We start from the raw sequence: 14,394 nt of genomic DNA on the forward strand, positions 1-14,394 counted from the left end.
TTAACGCCCCGGGATCAGGCCGCGCTTTTCGCCTTTGCCTTCCCAGCTCTCGATGGCTGCTACGGCCTCTTCTGCCGTGTCAACAAAGCGGAACAGGTCCAGATCGTCAGCCGAAATCGTGCCTGCATCAGACAGTGCTTCCCAGTTGATGATCTTTTGCCAGAATTCCTTGCCGAACAGCAGGAATGGCACACGCGCCATGCGGCCTGTCTGGATCAAGGTCAGCGCCTCGAACATTTCATCCAATGTGCCAAAGCCACCTGGGAAGATACAAACCGCAGAAGCCCGCATAAGGAAGTGCATCTTGCGGATCGCAAAGTAGTGGAAGTTAAAGCAAAGATCAGGCGTGACGTACTCGTTCGGCGCTTGCTCATGCGGAAGCACGATATTTAGGCCAATCGACTTGCCACCCGCTTCCTGCGCACCGCGGTTGCCCGCCTCCATCACACCGGGGCCACCGCCGGTGACGATCACGTCTTCTTTGCCACCCGTTTTTAACGAACGCTCTGTCATAATCCGCGAAAACTTTTGCGCCTCTGCATAGAACGCCGACAGGTCTGACAGCGTTTTAGTCCGCGCTGTGTCTTTGTTTGCAGGCGAAGGGATCCGCGCACCACCGAACAATACGATAGTTGAATCAATGCCCGCTTCGTTCATCAACATCTCGGGCTTTAGCAGTTCCAACTGCAATCGCACCGGGCGCAGCTCTTCACGGCACAAGAAGTCTTCGTCAGCAAATGCCAGCGCATAAGATGGCGCACGCGTCTGTGGCGTATCTGGTATTTGGCTGGCGGCTTCGCGGTCCTGTGAACTGTGGCGGAGCGGATGGCGTCGGTCTTCTGTCATACTGCTTTTCCTCGCATTGCGCTTTTGGGCTTTTCCGGTCTATAGCCCATAGAAAGAAGTGACCAGAAAAAACCGGAGACACCGATGTCCAACGCCGCCCTTGAGACCGCAATCGAAGCCGCGTGGGAAGCGCGCGACACTATCACGCCTGCAACAACAGGTGAAACGCGCGAAGCGATCGAAGACACGCTGAACGCGCTGGACAGCGGTAGCCTTCGGGTTGCCGAGAAGCTGGCCGATGGCAGCTGGCACGTAAACCAGTGGGCCAAAAAAGCCGTATTGCTTGGTTTCCGTATCAAGGACATGGAAGAACAGTCCGGCGGCCCGCAGGGCAGCGGCTGGTGGGACAAAGTTGACAGCAAGTTCAAAGGCTGGGACGAAAACCAGTGGAAAGCTGCTGGTTTCCGCGCCGTGCCAAACGCAGTTGTCCGCAAATCCGCATTCATCGCACCCGGCGTAGTACTGATGCCATCCTTTGTGAACCTTGGTGCATATGTCGGCGAAGGCACTATGGTCGACACTTGGGCCACTGTTGGCTCCTGCGCACAGATCGGTAAAAACGTACACTTGTCCGGTGGCGTTGGTATCGGTGGCGTTCTTGAACCAATGCAGGCTGGCCCAACAATCATCGAAGACAACTGTTTCATCGGTGCGCGTTCCGAAGTCGTCGAAGGCTGTATCGTCCGCGAAGGCGCAGTTCTGGGAATGGGCGTATTCATCGGCCAATCCACGAAAATCGTTGATCGCGAAACTGGTGAAGTCATGTACGGCGAAGTACCGCCCTACTCTGTTGTTGTGTCCGGCTCCATGCCGTCAAAGAACGGCGTGAACCTATACTGTGCAGTCATCGTGAAACGTGTTGATGCAAAGACACGTTCCAAGACTGGCATCAATGAACTGCTGCGCGACTAAATGCTGATCAGCCGGACGCTGGCGCGCAAGCGCATCGCCGCGGGGGAACGCCCCTCGCGCCGTGGTGCGTGGCTGCCGGTGCTGGCTGACACTATCATTATCGGTTTGGTGCTGGCCGCCCTATGGCAGCCAGCACTGACCTTTATCTATGTCATGCAATTTTCGCTGATATGGACCATTCTATTCTTGATGCTGGTCATCTATGTGCCCGCACAAATCGTGATTATCATTTCTTCCATGTGGGCCGTCAAATCCCGCTGGGAAGACGAGAAAGGCCCAGAATGACCAAGAAAGAAAGCCGCCAAAAGGTATTTACCTTGCTGGTCGAAGTGGGCCGCAACGATAACGACGGCCTGCCCGAAGGTTCCACTGGTGCAGCCCTGATGTGCTATGCCAGTGGCATTGACGAGGCAGAAGCGGTTCGCGAGACTGTTGCGATCCTAAAGCAAGCCGACCTCGCGCCGCTGGACGTATCTGGATACGGCACGCTTGAAGAACGGATCGCCGAAGGCCACGATATTGCCGACGACGAAAAAGAGCTGATGCAGCGCGCGCTTGAGGAAAACAGCGTCATTGTCGCACAGATGACCCCGTTCTTTGAAGGCGATGACGGCACCCGCCACTAACGCCCAATCTCTATTTAGTTTGATGACCCGAACCACTTGCGGTGGATCGCATCATAGGTGCCATCCTCGCGTAGTCGAAGCAGGCTTTGGTTGATTGGCTCAGCCAACTGAGACCCAGACTGCAGCGCAATGCCATAGTTTTCAGGGACAAATAGGTTACCAACAACACGTGCCTTCCCTTTGCCGTCGTTCGCAGCGTAATAGGCAAGGATAGGCGCGTCAAAGACGACGACATCGATTTCTTTTTGCTCAAACGCTTCAATCAACTCTGTCGGGTTTGGGTAGTCCACAAAGTTCAAATCACGCCGATCCAAGAAATCCGCAGCGGTCGAGTTTTCGACAGTGCCGATTGTTTTCCCATAAAGGTCACCAATGTTTGTGACCTGCGATTGGATCGCATCAACTGTCAAAACCGCAGTAATCCTCGCAACAAAGATCGATACGACGAACAGCGATGAAATCACCATGAACACGCCAAAGACACGCCCCATGGGTGATCGCGGCTGACGTTCTTCAAACCCGCCGTTCACGACAAGGTTAAGCGCCCACCAGAACGCCGGGAACATCGCATCCCTTGCGGTCAGGTCGAAATATTCTTGATAGCGCCGCTCAAAGTGCCACATCAACATGCCGCCGCCAAACAAGATTGCAAACGCTGCCGCAATAGCAAGCAACAGGTCTAACGATAAAACCGCATTCCAGATGCTGACATTGCCACCCTCCGCAGAGGCCATGATTTGAAGGCCCGATTCAAATATGGGCTGTGAAAAATCCATAATAGTTTCGCGGCTGGAGGTGATCGAAATATTGGCCACCGCAGCATCGGCTTCACCAGAACTGACGGCGTCTAACATTTCTGAAAAGCTATCGACCCGAATGATATCGTAAGACCAGCCCAGATCCTCGGCGACTTCGTTCCACAGATCCATTGAGAACCCGGTCTCATCGCCCCGTTCCTGCATCGAAAACGGCTCACGGGTGACAGTCATGATCTTAAGATCCTGCGCCCAGCTCGCGATTGGAGCAGTGAGCAAGAAATACAGCGCCAAAATACGGAATAGTGCGATCATGATGTCCCCTTCATCTGATTTTCATATGGCACAAGCCCGCGCGAGGTTTCAATCGCTGATCAGAACTAACGTCCCGACAAATGCAACTTTGCATGGTTGTGTTGCGAAATCCTGCGATATCAACGCTTTTCAAACGCAAATGGTAAAATACTACCAACAGTTTATTGCGTGTCGGATTGAAACAGCTACCTTACTTGCAAGCAGCTATATGGGGCCACTATGTTTGAAAACCTTCTCGCATTTTTTCGCAATCCGGCTGATGCCAAATACAAAACGCCATTGCCACAGGCCGATGCCCGTCATGCAATAGGTGCCTTGCTCGTTCGCGCGGCCAAAGCGGACCACTCCTACCTGTTCGAAGAGATCACCCTTATCGACAAAGTCCTAGCCGAGCGTAACGGACTAAACCCAGTTGAAGCAGCCAAAATGCGTGCCGCTTGTGAAAAGCTCGAAAAGAACATGCCCGCGACGCAAGACATCGCCGACATCCTAAAGGACGCGGTCAGCGTCGATGAAAAAGAGGCGACATTGCTTGCGCTCTGGCGCGTCGTCTTTGCCGATGGCATTAAGCGCGAAGAAGAAGACCTCGTGCTGCACCAAATTGAAGAAATCCTCGGAGTATCCCGCGAAAGGGCGCAGCAGCTACAAACCCAAGCGACGAATAACGCCTAACACGAAAGCCACCACATGCCTGCCCATATCGACCCCGTTGCCCTGACTGCTGATCTTATCCGGTGCCCTTCTGTGACGCCTGCCGAAGGGGGGGCTTTGGTGCTTTTGGAAAAGCTGTTGTCGGAGGGTGGTTTTACATGCACGCGGGTTGATCGTGGTGGCATCGCCAACCTTTATGCCCGATGGGGGCGTCAGGGTGCGAACCGGACGTTTGGTTTTAATGGCCATACGGATGTCGTGCCGATTGGTAACCGCGATGATTGGACGGTTGATCCGTTCGGTGCAGAAGTCAAAGACGGGCTTATGTATGGGCGTGGTGCCACGGATATGAAATCCGGCGTTGCGGCCTTTGCAGCGGCGGCCATTGAATTTGTGCAAGACACCCCGCCAGATGGTGCAGTGGTTCTGGCAATCACCGGCGATGAAGAGGCCGACGCGTTGGATGGCACGACCGCGCTGCTTGATTGGATGGCGGCGAATAATGAATCCATGTCCGTTTGTCTGGTCGGCGAACCGACTTGCCCAAATGAAATGGGCGAAACGATGAAAATCGGGCGGCGTGGGTCATTGACGGCGTGGCTTACCGTGCGCGGTGAGCAGGGGCATTCGGCCTATCCACACCGTGCCAACAACCCGCTACCCGCCATGGCGCGGCTGGTTGATCGGTTGTCGTCGCATGTGCTGGACGAAGGGACAGAGCATTTCGACCCATCGACATTGGCTGTAGTGACGATTGATACTGGGAACCCTGCAACCAACGTCATCCCTGCGACCTGTACCGCCGCAGTGAACGTTCGTTTCAATGACGCGCATAGTAGTCAGTCGATCATTGATTGGTTTGAAACAGAAGTAGCACAGATCAAAGACACCTTCGGAGTTGAGGTAGATACAAAAGTTAAAGTGTCTGGCGAAAGCTTTGTGACGCCTCCCGGCGATCTGTCTGATCTGGTTGCCAAGGCCGTTGCGTCCGAGACTGGGCGTACGCCAGAGCTATCCACATCGGGTGGCACGTCGGATGCGCGTTTTGTCAAAGATCACTGCCCTGTTGTCGAATTTGGCCTTGTCGGAAAGACGATGCACCAAGTGGATGAATGCGTTTCGATCGAACAGATCGGCCAGCTTAAGGCGATCTATAAGCGCATCCTGACGGACTATTTTGCATGATCAAAGTCGTCACAGATTACGCCCCCTGCATCGCGCTCCGTCGTTCGGTGTTTATGGACGAACAAGGCATATCTGAAGCCGAGGAAATGGATGACTTAGATGACAGCGCCATCCATCTTCTCGCCACTGTCGATGGGCGTCCCGTCGGCACCGCCCGTCTGCTGATTAATGGCGAAACAGGAAAAATCGGCCGGATATGTGTCTTGAAAGACCAACGCGGAACGGGGCTTGGGGCGAAGCTCGTGGTAGCCGCGATGGACCACCTGCGCACGATCCCGAGCGTCATCCGCGCGAAACTAAGTGCCCAAGACCACGCGATTAGTTTTTACGAAAGGCTTGGCTTTGTCGCCGAGGGGCCGTTTTATGATGATGCCGGGATTCCGCATAAGGATATGGTCCGGCAGCTGTGATCCGCAGCGTGCAAAGAATATAAATGTCAGTGCTAATTGTTTAAAATCCCGGTGGCTCCAACGGAGATGATTGGCGATGAATTACTATCTTGATGAGAACTCAATCGACTTAGACGCGTTGCAGGACCGCTTGCAAAGCACAGACCTGATACCAAGCCAAGAACCTTTACTGGATCGGCTATCAGAAAACATGTCGTCGCTTACTGGGGCTGGCATTCAGTCGTTAGCTGACCTTCGTCTCGCTCTAAAGATAACCAAGTCACTGGAAGAACTCGCAAAGAAGTCCGATGTTGAAGTCGGGTATCTTCAGTTGCTTAGGCGCGCGATCAACGGGTTCTTTCCCAAACCAAAATCTTTGAAGGAAGTAGATTGGCTTGGTGACGACCTCATCGCCAAGCTGAACAAAGCTGGGCTTAAGAACACCAAACACCTCTTTGAGCTTACTTCTGACAACAAGGCCGACCTCATCAAGGAAACCGGCGTTGACCAAGCGAAATTCAATGAATTGAGCGCCATCGCTGACTTGTGCCGTATTCAATGGGTAAGCCCGACCTTCGCACGAGTGCTGGTTGCAGCCGGTTTTGACAACGCCCACGCAATCGCCTCCGCAGACCCAGAGGCTGTTTTCAATGCGATGGAAGAAGCGAACAAAGGAGCGCGGTACTATAAAGGCAAAGTCGGATTAAGAGATGTGGCGCGTCTGGTCGCTGCCGCGAAATATGTGCCTTAACCATCGTCTGACTTTGGATTCATGCTTGTATTGGTGCATGCTTTGGAGGCTCACTTGAGCTTCAGGGCGAGGTCATAGGCACGTGCCAGCTGTTTTTGAAACCGCTCTCGCGTCGTATCTGGTGCGTCCAAAATGACGTCATTGAGACTTCCCATTCTGCCAAACAGCCGCAAAAACCTATCGATGCATGCTCCGTCCGAATTATGGGCCATCACTTGAATGTTTTGAATATTATTTGCCCAGAACGAGGCTTGATGTTCGTGAAGTGTGTCCTGAAGCGCTGACAATAAGCAGACGAACTCATCTAGCTCGGGGTTGGGTGGCTTTTGTGACAGTGAACGAAAGCATGGTTAGAAAACCTACCGCTGTCAATCCGAGGCAAACTGTACCGCTGGCCCTTTGTCGCCGTAGTACAACTTGCTGGCCTCAATCCCCGTGACGCCCTTATTTTTCCGTGCTAGGGCTGGCGCATGACACGTATTCCCTCAAAGTCCGAGATCCTTGAATGGATCGCCCAGAACCCGACCAAAGCTGCCAAGCGCGATATCGCGAAGGCGTTTGGTATTAAGGGTGCTGCCCGTATTGATCTTAAACGTTTACTCAAAGAACTTGAGGACGAAGGTAAGCTGACGAAACGTCGTAGCAGTTACCGCGATGCCGAGGATTTGCCGCCTGTTTCAGTGCTTGAAATCATCGGGCCAGACGAAGACGGCGACCTATTTGCACGTCCACTTGAGTGGACAGGCAAAGGCCCTGAACCCGTCATCCTTATGATGCTACGGTCAAGTGATCCGGCCCTTGGTAAAGGCGACCGCATCTTGGGGCGTCTGACCGTTGATAAGACAGAGCACCATAGCCACACAGCCCGTATGATCCGCCGGATTGGTACTAATCCGCTGCGCATATTGGGCGTATTTCGTGCCGGTTCCGAAGGTGGTCGTATCCTGCCGATCGACAAGGGTGCGGATAAGCAGTGGACTGTCGCTGCGGGTGCAACCGGCGGTGCGAAAGATGGTGAATTGGTTGAGGCTGAACAAGCCGGACCAAAGGGCCGCATGGGGCTTCCCAAGGCGCGTATCGTTGCACGTTTGGGGGATCCGACCGAACCACGTGCGGTGTCGCTGATCGCGATCCACCAGCATGGTATCCCGGATCATTTCCCTGACGGTGCAATCGCCGAAGCCGATGCGGCAACCCCGGCTGGCGTGAAAGGCCGCAAAGACCTGCGCGATTTGCCGTTGATCACCATTGACCCTTTCGATGCCCGTGACCGCGATGATGCATGTTATGTTCAACCCGACCCGGACCCCAAGAACGAAGGTGGGTTTATCATCTGGGTCGCGATTGCCGACGTCGCCCACTATGTCACGCCCGGTTCTGAATTAGACATTGAGGCGCGCAAGCGTGGGAATTCAACCTATTTCCCGGATCGCGTTGTGCCAATGTTGCCTGACCGTCTGTCCGGCGATTTATGTTCGCTGCATGAAGGCGTCGAACGGGCCTGTATGGCGGTAGCGATGCGCATAGATAGCCATGGTCAAAAGATCGGCCATGAATTCCACCGGGGCCTGATGAAATCAGTCGCGTCGCTGAACTATCAAGAAGTACAGGCAGGGATGGACGGCCAGCCGAACGAAAAGGTTGCGCCGTTGATGGATGACATCATCCGCCCGATTTATGCCGCTTATGAGGCGCTTGCCAAAGCACGGAATGCGCGTCAGCCATTGGATTTGGAACTGCCAGAACGCCAGATTATCTTGGATGAAAATGGCAAAGTGACCTCTGTCAACTTCAAGGCGCGACTGGATGCCCATAAGCTGATCGAAGAATTCATGGTCTTGGCGAACGTTGCTGCCGCCGAAACCTTGATTTCTAAGAAGTCTCCTCTTTTGTTCCGCGTGCACGAAGAACCCAGCCCTGAAAAGCTTGATGCATTGCGCGAGGTTGCGCATGCATCGGGCCTGGTTTTGGCCAAGGGGCAGGTGCTGAAAACGGCACATTTGAACCGTCTACTGAACCAAGCAGAGGGCACGGAGAATGATGAGCTAATCAACATGGCCACGCTGCGGGCCATGACGCAGGCCTATTATAACCCTGAAAACTTTGGTCACTTTGGGCTGGCACTGCGGGCCTACGCGCATTTCACGTCTCCTATCCGCCGCTATTCAGATTTGATCGTGCACCGCGCGTTGATTGCGTCGCATGGGTGGGGTGATGACGGGCTTAGTGCTTGGGACGTTGAGCATCTACCCGATACAGCTAAGCTGATTTCGGACACAGAGCGCCGGTCGATGATGGCTGAACGTGATACAACAGATCGCTATCTCGCTGCGTTTTTATCTGATCGCGTCGGCGTCGAAATGACCGGACGCATCAGTGGCATCGCAAAGTTTGGCGTGTTTGTTAGGCTGGATGAAACAGGTGCTGACGGAATGGTGCCGATCCGGACGCTTGGCCGCGAGTTTTTCCATTTTGACCCTGAAAGCCAAACCTTGATGGGGTCTGATACGGGGTTGCTCATCACCTTGGGACAACGCGTCACCGTCAAACTGACAGAGGCAGCTCCCGTCACTGGTGGATTGATTGTAGAACTACTGACAATCGACGACCGGGCCATGCCACGCGGCCCATCACGCGGGCGTGGAAAACCAGCACGACGCAAGGTAGGTTCAGCACGCAAAAAGGCCGCCAAAACAGCGCGTAAGGTAAAACGCACGCGACGCTAAAGATGATAGGTCAGCGCGTGCTGGATCAGTAGCTTTAGGCGCTCCGGCACGATTTCTTCGCTGTGTTTGAAATGCACTGCGCGGTTGCCTTCGATTTGATCTAGCCCCGGAAATGTCTCGGCGTAGGTGCTAATGACGTTCGTGGCGCAGTGGGCGTAGATCGCGCAGCCGCCGTTCTTTGGCGCCCCGATGCGTAGGGTTGTTCCTGACTTGCTTTGCGCGGTCAGATAGGATGGCTGCCCCCACTTTAATGTCTCAGTGAGTACCCCGACATTTGGCGTCGTTTCTGCGACCTCGAAAATCAAGCTGCGCAAGGCCATCGCCATGTCCTGCGCTTCCTTTGGAAAGCCATCAAAGGCGGCCTGCACTTTGGGATCGGTGATCGGTTTCATGTCCAAAGCCTAGCGGCAGGATTAGTCCGTGGACAGCAGATTGCTGACCATAACTGACAGATAGCATTAAGTTGATTGTCGAACCGAACGTACCTGCATTAAGTTGTGATCAAAATAATGAGGATGAGTGGAATGTATCGTAGGCACTTCATCGCGGCGAGTATTGCTGCCTTGGGAATGAGCAGCCCAGCGAATGCTGACGCGCGCGGTTTTAGCAATTGGATTGCTAATTTTCGGTCACGGGCCAATGCAGCAGGCATTTCAGACCGGACGTTCAATGCTGCATTTCAAGGTGCACAGTATCTGCAAGACAGCATCGACCGAGATCGGAATCAGTCCGAATTCGTAAAGCCGCTGGCGGATTACATGGCGACAGCTGCATCGGATGACCGGGTGCGCAATGGCCGTGCGATGTTGCAACAGCACAGCCGTTTGCTGTCACGCATAGAGGCGACCTATAACGTAGAACCACATGTCGTGCTGGCCGTGTGGGGGATGGAGAGCAACTATGGCCAAAGGCGCGGGAATACGCCGCTGATTTCGACCCTTGCGACCCTTGCCTATGATGGTCGGCGTGGGCGCTTCTTTGAAAGCCAATTGATCGCTGCGTTGAAAATCTTGCAAAACGGTGATGTTGCTCCGCGCAATATGACCGGGTCATGGGCTGGCGCGATGGGCCACACCCAGTTTATTCCAACATCCTACGAGGCATACGCCGTTGATTTCACAGGCGATGGTCGTCGCGACATTTGGGCCGATGATCCAAGCGATGCATTGGCGTCGACTGCTGCCTATTTCCGGCGGTTTGGCTGGCAAAAGGGCCAGCCTTGGGGTGTTGAGGTGCTATTGCCGCGCGGGTTTGATTTTAGCCAAACCGGGCGTAGTGTGACGCGCAGCCCTGCGGCTTGGGCGCAGGTCGGTGTTGGTGACGTCAACGGGCGGGCCGTTCCGAACTATGGCAATGCATCACTGATTACGCCGACAGGTGCAGGTGGTCCGGCCTTCCTTGTCTTCCGCAATTTCGATGTGATCTCGCGTTATAACAACGCAGAGGCTTACATCATCGGGGTCGGCCATCTTGGCGATCGTATTCGGGGTATGGACAAACTACGGTCGCAATGGCCTGCAGGTGAACGTCGCCTTCGTCGCTCTGAACGGACCGAATTACAGCAGCGGCTGACCAACGCAGGGTTTTCAACAGGCGGCGTGGACGGGCAAATTGGCCCGAACACGCGTGCCGCCATCAAGGCTTATCAAGCATCACGCGGGCTGCCCCAAGATGGGCACCCGTCGTATGGGTTACTTGAGCGGCTGCGCTGAACAGGAACCGCCTTGCATGCAGGTCGTGAGCTGATCAAGCACGGCCTGCGGCGGTTCTGCAAAGATCATCCCACCACATGCACCTGCGGTCATCACGACTGGGCTGTTATCGGCCCGCACGAAATACAGCGCTTCTACCCCGCTTTGGGCGGTGCCGCAGTAGTTTGCCACGCAATCGACCTGTAAGAACGCAGGGCTGATGTAGTCTGACGTAAATCCATCACGGGTCAGCCCTTTGCCGTTGAAACGGGCTGGAATTGGCGCGGGGTCCGCACCCGGCCGGTCGATAAAGGTTGGCGGCAGGGCATCTTCGTCAAACGTCAATTTGCCGTACAAGACGTAATAGCTTTCAGGCGCTTCGGCGACTTGATTGAATGTCGAAATTGGATCGGGGCGCATGCAGCTTAGCGCCTGTGCTTGGCCCGCGATCATTGCACATACCGCAGCTAGGAAAATTGGTTTCATCAGCATCTCCATTTATGAGGGCCGCGTTTGCAGCCTCTTATAATAATGACGTTTTGGGGCGCGGGTTCCTTGGTGCGGACAAGGATTTATTTCCGACGCTTACAGTTTGCTTTGAAATTCTTCCAAGACGCGTGCGTAAACAGCACGTTTAAACGGAACAATGGCTTCGACCAATTCGTCAGATGGAATCCATTTCCACGACGAAAACTCTGGGTGTTTGGTCACGATGTCGATCTGGTCATCGGTGCCATGAAAGCGAAACAAATACCATTTCTGTTCCTGACCACGGTAGCGGCCCTTCCAGATGTTAGGCACAAGGTCATGCGGCAGATCATAAGGGATCAGGCCTTCGCTTTCGGCCTCTAGGCTGACCAGATTGGACGTCACACCTGTTTCTTCTTCCAGTTCGCGAAGTGCCGCATCATAGGTCTTTTCACCTTTATCAACACCACCTTGGGGCATCTGCCAAGCGTCCGTATCGCGGTCGATCCGCTGGCCTACAAATACATGCCCGCGCGTGTTGGCAAGCATAACCCCTACACAAGGACGATAAGGGAGCTTTGCAATATCTTCGGGTGTCATTTGGTTCTGGTCTTTCTTGTTAGCTACCATGGGTTTGGCCCGAACATGACATAAGGTCCAGCGGTTATGCGATAACAAGCCGTGAATGCGGTGTGATACGCTGTGCAATCCAGCGCAGGTGGTCACGCCGAAACGCAACGCAACCAGCTGTCGGGCGGCCCGGCCCACGCCATTGATGGATAAATATGGCAGACCCTTTGCCGGGCACAGCATCCGGATAATTCCAATCTGTGATCAGGATAAGGTCATACATCGGATCCGACCGGCGTAAATGTTCGTGGCTAAACGCGTGTGGAGCGCGGACCTGACTGTTGTAGGCACGATCATTCACATCATCTGACCACAAATCGGCAGAGCCAATCGGCCGTGCCCAAGGCACAGGCTGCGCCATGCGATCCGCCCGATAGAGCATTTCGACAATCTGATGGGAGCCGCGTGGCGTCGCGCCATCGCCCTCGACCTTGTCAGCAGTCAAACCACCGCGCCCGATAGTGCAGGGAAAGCGCCGGTTCATAAAACGAACGTGGGTCGGGGTGAGGGTTAGGTCGATGTGGCTCATGCGGCAGTGATAACCTTGCAGATGCTGCGTGTCAGCGCCCAAATTTGCCGGTGCATCTGGGCGCGTGCCCCCTATAATTTCAGTACAGCGTCTTTTGATATAACTCTTCGACCGCGGCCTGCTCAGTTGAGTCCACCGCCATTTCCGCATGATCTCTCAGCATCTCGTACAATGTCGCAACTGGCCTTTCGACCGGCCAAGTGTCGGGCTTCCACAACCCTGATCGCATGGGGGCTTTGCCACAGTGAGTGTAGATTTCCTCGGCTGTGATGCGCGTGACAGTCTTGGGGCTGCGCCCGTTCACCTGAAACTGATCACAAAGCGCCTTATCATCGATAATCTCTGCGACGCCATTGACGCGCAGCGTTTCGCCCACAGTTGGGATCATAAAGAGCAGCGCAACGTTCGGATGCGCCAATATGTTCATCAACCCGTCAATGCGGTTGTTACCAAGGCGGTCTGGGATAAGCAGGGTGTTGTCTGTCTCAACTTTGACAAAACCCGCCGGATCACCCTTGGGCGACACATCCAAATTCCGCCCATCCGAAGTCGCCAGCACAAGAAACGTCGCGTGTTCTATGAAAGCCCTGCAATGCTTGTCGAAAGTCGAAATTACTTTCGCTTCTACCCGTGCAGAAGGATTGCCATAAATTTCGCGGAGCTTTTCAGGTCTCATAGTCTAAATCCAATTGTGCTTTATCATTCATAGCCGTGATAGACGCATGGTCTACTGAGACCATCATACACGATGCCACAGCGCGACAATGAAATCGGGCTACAACAAATGTCCTGATTTCGCGGCCTTTGTCTTGAGATATGCTTGGTTATGCGCATTTTCTCCGACCCGCAGCGGGACCCGTTCGGTGACGTCGATGCCGCAGCTTTCCATCCGTGCGACTTTGGCAGGGTTATTGGTCATCAGGCGCGTTTCAGAAAACCCCATGCGTTTGAGGATTTCGGCACCGATCCGAAAATCGCGCTCATCGTCCTCAAACCCTAGCCGGTGATTGGCTTCCACCGTATCAAACCCTTGATCCTGCAAAGAATATGCGCGCATTTTGTTGGCAAGGCCGATGCCGCGACCCTCTTGGTTCAGGTATAAAAGAACACCTGCCCCTTCTTCACCCATTTGCGCCAGCGCGCCGCGCAATTGCGGGCCACAGTCGCATTTTAGCGACCCCAGCAGATCGCCGGTAAAGCAGGCGGAATGAAGTCGTGACAGTACGGGCTTTGACCGGTCTGGTTGACCAATTTCAACGGCATAATGCTCTTCGGCGCCGTCGTCGGGGCGAAAAATATGCAAACGCCCGGCCTCAGATACTTCTAACGGCAAGCGTGCACTAATGATTGGATGCAGCGGGCTTAGGCCGTCGTCTAATGCAGCGTCTGCAGGAATGAGCGTAAGGTTATGGCTTGCGGCAAACCCGGACGGATCGCTAACGGGAAGAACAATAGCCGCAGGCAACAGCCGCGCGGCTTTTGTCAGGGCGATGGCAGCGCGATGCAGATCAGCTGGCCCATCGCGTTGGGTTTGCAACGGCCCCTTCATTGGTGCGCGCAAATCATCAGCGGGGTCCGCAATCGACCGAACCCAGTTCAGCGTGACATCTTCGGGCAAGGTAATCCGGGCAATGTCGCCATCGTATGCACGAGCCTTTAGCGTCTCGGCACGCCAACTGGTGACGGCAAGGACAGGATCGCCACCAAGGCTGCGCAGATGGGCAAGTCGGGCGGCATCCAATGTCTCGGCGGCCAGCACCACCGCACCGCCATCAAGCACAACAGGCACGCCCATCCGCAGATCAGCCCGCGCACGCGCCAGTCGTTCTGTAATATCCGGAGAAAATACCATGCGCCCTGCCCTGTCTTTGTTACAAACCGATACCCTGTTCTGAAGCAAAGTGAAACATTTGCACGATT

At 54.5% G+C, this 14,394-nt stretch carries 18 protein-coding genes; 9 read left to right on the top strand and 9 right to left on the bottom strand.

The features are described 5' to 3' along the window. On the bottom strand, positions 1-846 hold the full coding sequence (locus ACHUEV_RS11820; RefSeq protein ID WP_394180078.1) for an LOG family protein: 846 nt from the start codon (positions 844-846) through the stop codon (positions 1-3). Between the two features lie 84 nt (positions 847-930). On the opposite strand from ACHUEV_RS11820, the gene dapD reads away from it, so the two are divergent. The 3 genes from dapD to ACHUEV_RS11835 are packed head-to-tail and all read left to right on the top strand — an operon-like array spanning position 931 to position 2,384. Then, complete coding sequence (gene dapD, locus ACHUEV_RS11825; protein ID WP_394180080.1) at positions 931-1,758, top strand: 2,3,4,5-tetrahydropyridine-2,6-dicarboxylate N-succinyltransferase; 828 nt, start codon at positions 931-933, stop codon at positions 1,756-1,758. Next, positions 1,759-2,043, top strand: coding sequence for a hypothetical protein (locus ACHUEV_RS11830; protein WP_106357955.1), 285 nt, complete (start codon positions 1,759-1,761; stop codon positions 2,041-2,043). Then, a complete protein-coding gene (locus tag ACHUEV_RS11835; protein ID WP_106357956.1) occupies positions 2,040-2,384 on the top strand; it encodes a hypothetical protein in 345 nt (114 codons plus the stop codon). Before ACHUEV_RS11830 ends, ACHUEV_RS11835 begins: the two co-directional genes overlap by 4 nt. Positions 2,385-2,398: 14 nt before the next feature. Here the strand turns inward: ACHUEV_RS11835 and ACHUEV_RS11840 are convergent, their stop codons facing one another. Beyond that, positions 2,399-3,454 (bottom strand): transporter substrate-binding domain-containing protein, encoded by a 1,056-nt coding sequence (locus tag ACHUEV_RS11840; RefSeq protein ID WP_394180083.1) that lies wholly within the window; start codon positions 3,452-3,454, stop codon positions 2,399-2,401. Between the two features lie 219 nt (positions 3,455-3,673). On the opposite strand from ACHUEV_RS11840, the gene ACHUEV_RS11845 reads away from it, so the two are divergent. The 4 genes from ACHUEV_RS11845 to ACHUEV_RS11860 all read left to right on the top strand — a co-directional run bounded on the left by ACHUEV_RS11845 (position 3,674) and on the right by ACHUEV_RS11860 (position 6,430). Further along, positions 3,674-4,126 (top strand): tellurite resistance TerB family protein, encoded by a 453-nt coding sequence (locus ACHUEV_RS11845; RefSeq protein ID WP_394180085.1) that lies wholly within the window; start codon positions 3,674-3,676, stop codon positions 4,124-4,126. 15 nt (positions 4,127-4,141) lie between these two features. Continuing rightward, complete coding sequence (dapE, locus tag ACHUEV_RS11850) at positions 4,142-5,290, top strand: succinyl-diaminopimelate desuccinylase (RefSeq protein ID WP_394180087.1); 1,149 nt, start codon at positions 4,142-4,144, stop codon at positions 5,288-5,290. After that, a complete protein-coding gene (locus ACHUEV_RS11855) occupies positions 5,287-5,700 on the top strand; it encodes a GNAT family N-acetyltransferase (protein WP_394180089.1) in 414 nt (137 codons plus the stop codon). Before dapE ends, ACHUEV_RS11855 begins: the two co-directional genes overlap by 4 nt. A gap of 76 nt (positions 5,701-5,776) precedes the next feature. Further along, positions 5,777-6,430, top strand: coding sequence for a DUF4332 domain-containing protein (locus tag ACHUEV_RS11860; protein ID WP_394180091.1), 654 nt, complete (start codon positions 5,777-5,779; stop codon positions 6,428-6,430). Between the two features lie 50 nt (positions 6,431-6,480). On the opposite strand, the gene ACHUEV_RS11865 is transcribed toward ACHUEV_RS11860, so the two are convergent. Then, positions 6,481-6,717, bottom strand: a complete 237-nt coding sequence (locus tag ACHUEV_RS11865; RefSeq protein WP_394180093.1) for a DUF6966 domain-containing protein — start codon at positions 6,715-6,717, stop codon at positions 6,481-6,483. A gap of 183 nt (positions 6,718-6,900) precedes the next feature. On the opposite strand from ACHUEV_RS11865, the gene rnr reads away from it, so the two are divergent. Continuing rightward, entirely contained in the window at positions 6,901-9,156 is a 2,256-nt protein-coding gene (gene rnr / locus ACHUEV_RS11870; protein ID WP_394180095.1) for a ribonuclease R, read from the top strand. On the opposite strand, the gene ACHUEV_RS11875 is transcribed toward rnr, so the two are convergent. Next, entirely contained in the window at positions 9,153-9,548 is a 396-nt protein-coding gene (locus ACHUEV_RS11875) for a DUF1801 domain-containing protein (RefSeq protein WP_394180097.1), read from the bottom strand. The two genes, rnr and ACHUEV_RS11875, sit on opposite strands and share 4 nt — an antisense overlap. Positions 9,549-9,725: 177 nt before the next feature. Between ACHUEV_RS11875 and ACHUEV_RS11880 the strand changes: the two genes are divergently transcribed. Continuing rightward, the gene (locus ACHUEV_RS11880) at positions 9,726-10,868 is read left to right on the top strand and encodes a lytic murein transglycosylase (RefSeq protein WP_394180195.1); all 1,143 of its coding nucleotides are present in this window, start codon (positions 9,726-9,728) and stop codon (positions 10,866-10,868) included. Here ACHUEV_RS11880 and ACHUEV_RS11885 read toward each other — a convergent pair. The 5 genes from ACHUEV_RS11885 to ribA form a co-directional block, all read right to left on the bottom strand. Then, positions 10,848-11,333 (bottom strand): hypothetical protein, encoded by a 486-nt coding sequence (locus ACHUEV_RS11885; RefSeq protein WP_394180099.1) that lies wholly within the window; start codon positions 11,331-11,333, stop codon positions 10,848-10,850. The genes ACHUEV_RS11880 and ACHUEV_RS11885 overlap by 21 nt on opposite strands. A gap of 99 nt (positions 11,334-11,432) precedes the next feature. After that, complete coding sequence (locus ACHUEV_RS11890; RefSeq protein WP_394180197.1) at positions 11,433-11,915, bottom strand: RNA pyrophosphohydrolase; 483 nt, start codon at positions 11,913-11,915, stop codon at positions 11,433-11,435. Positions 11,916-11,979: 64 nt separating this feature from the next. Then, complete coding sequence (locus ACHUEV_RS11895) at positions 11,980-12,474, bottom strand: L,D-transpeptidase family protein (protein ID WP_394180101.1); 495 nt, start codon at positions 12,472-12,474, stop codon at positions 11,980-11,982. 79 nt (positions 12,475-12,553) lie between these two features. Beyond that, entirely contained in the window at positions 12,554-13,150 is a 597-nt protein-coding gene (locus ACHUEV_RS11900) for a pyridoxamine 5'-phosphate oxidase family protein (protein WP_394180103.1), read from the bottom strand. Positions 13,151-13,249: 99 nt separating this feature from the next. Beyond that, positions 13,250-14,326, bottom strand: a complete 1,077-nt coding sequence (ribA, locus tag ACHUEV_RS11905) for a GTP cyclohydrolase II (RefSeq protein ID WP_394180105.1) — start codon at positions 14,324-14,326, stop codon at positions 13,250-13,252. Positions 14,327-14,394 lie beyond the last annotated feature (68 nt).

This window comes from Yoonia maritima (genome assembly GCF_043641945.1).
Lineage (GTDB): Bacteria > Pseudomonadota > Alphaproteobacteria > Rhodobacterales > Rhodobacteraceae > Yoonia > Yoonia maritima_B.

Coding starts and splice junctions, on each gene's coding strand:
- ACHUEV_RS11820 (WP_394180078.1), bottom strand. CDS start 846: ATGACAGAAGACCGACGCCATCCGCTCCGCCACAGTTCACAGGACCGC.
- dapD (WP_394180080.1), top strand. CDS start 931: ATGTCCAACGCCGCCCTTGAGACCGCAATCGAAGCCGCGTGGGAAGCG.
- ACHUEV_RS11830 (WP_106357955.1), top strand. CDS start 1,759: ATGCTGATCAGCCGGACGCTGGCGCGCAAGCGCATCGCCGCGGGGGAA.
- ACHUEV_RS11835 (WP_106357956.1), top strand. CDS start 2,040: ATGACCAAGAAAGAAAGCCGCCAAAAGGTATTTACCTTGCTGGTCGAA.
- ACHUEV_RS11840 (WP_394180083.1), bottom strand. CDS start 3,454: ATGATCGCACTATTCCGTATTTTGGCGCTGTATTTCTTGCTCACTGCT.
- ACHUEV_RS11845 (WP_394180085.1), top strand. CDS start 3,674: ATGTTTGAAAACCTTCTCGCATTTTTTCGCAATCCGGCTGATGCCAAA.
- dapE (WP_394180087.1), top strand. CDS start 4,142: ATGCCTGCCCATATCGACCCCGTTGCCCTGACTGCTGATCTTATCCGG.
- ACHUEV_RS11855 (WP_394180089.1), top strand. CDS start 5,287: ATGATCAAAGTCGTCACAGATTACGCCCCCTGCATCGCGCTCCGTCGT.
- ACHUEV_RS11860 (WP_394180091.1), top strand. CDS start 5,777: ATGAATTACTATCTTGATGAGAACTCAATCGACTTAGACGCGTTGCAG.
- rnr (WP_394180095.1), top strand. CDS start 6,901: ATGACACGTATTCCCTCAAAGTCCGAGATCCTTGAATGGATCGCCCAG.
- ACHUEV_RS11875 (WP_394180097.1), bottom strand. CDS start 9,548: ATGAAACCGATCACCGATCCCAAAGTGCAGGCCGCCTTTGATGGCTTT.
- ACHUEV_RS11880 (WP_394180195.1), top strand. CDS start 9,726: ATGAGCAGCCCAGCGAATGCTGACGCGCGCGGTTTTAGCAATTGGATT.
- ACHUEV_RS11885 (WP_394180099.1), bottom strand. CDS start 11,333: ATGAAACCAATTTTCCTAGCTGCGGTATGTGCAATGATCGCGGGCCAA.
- ACHUEV_RS11890 (WP_394180197.1), bottom strand. CDS start 11,915: ATGACACCCGAAGATATTGCAAAGCTCCCTTATCGTCCTTGTGTAGGG.
- ACHUEV_RS11895 (WP_394180101.1), bottom strand. CDS start 12,474: ATGAGCCACATCGACCTAACCCTCACCCCGACCCACGTTCGTTTTATG.
- ACHUEV_RS11900 (WP_394180103.1), bottom strand. CDS start 13,150: ATGAGACCTGAAAAGCTCCGCGAAATTTATGGCAATCCTTCTGCACGG.
- ribA (WP_394180105.1), bottom strand. CDS start 14,326: ATGGTATTTTCTCCGGATATTACAGAACGACTGGCGCGTGCGCGGGCT.